General features: G+C 58.0%; 1 protein-coding gene and 1 tRNA gene. Both read right to left on the bottom strand.

Going from position 1 to position 548, the window contains the following annotated elements:
• Window positions 1-211: 211 nt before the first annotated feature.
• Window positions 212-287 (bottom strand) — tRNA-His (locus AC1DTN_RS38915).
• 30 nt (window positions 288-317) lie between these two features.
• Window positions 318-548, bottom strand: a 231-nt coding sequence (locus tag AC1DTN_RS38910; RefSeq protein WP_477925572.1) for a hypothetical protein, incomplete at its 5' end; no start/stop codon positions are given.

Genomic DNA, 548 nt, shown 5'->3' with positions numbered 1-548 from the left:
GCTTTACGTTTCACGATCTTCGCGGGCACTACACCACGTACTTCAAATTGAAGTTTGGCAATTTGCCCGAATTGCACGCTGACCCGGCGACCACCGCGAGTGTCTACGATCGCACAAGGGAGGTCCGCCGAGCGGCGCTATGATATTCCCGTTTTGGGGATTTTGGCCCTCTGGCGCTATCGTTTCGATAGCAGCAGAGGCTTATAGACAGTGGGGTGGCTGATGGGACTCGAACCCACGACGACCAGAATCACAATCTGGGACTCTACCAGCTGAGCTACAGCCACCACTTAGCTTGCAATTGTAGCGTCAAAAATCTACCTTCCTCCGCCCGGGAGCGAATCCGCAGGCCTTGGCACCAGAATTTCTGCCTTGAACTTGTCTTTCAGCAAGTTGTAGTACGCCACGCTCTCGGCCGCACCAACCGCCTGAGCGAACTGCTCGGTCTCCTGCCGGGCAGCATCGGCAGCCGGTGGCGTGCGGGGCACCACCTTGCTGATGCGAACCACGGCATATCCCTCCGCGCCGAGATTCACGCCAACCAGGGC

This window comes from Rhizobium sp. 01T444, from assembly GCF_056398305.1.
Note: the sequence above shows the minus strand (reverse complement) of the source record. Positions and strands in the feature narration are given on the sequence as shown.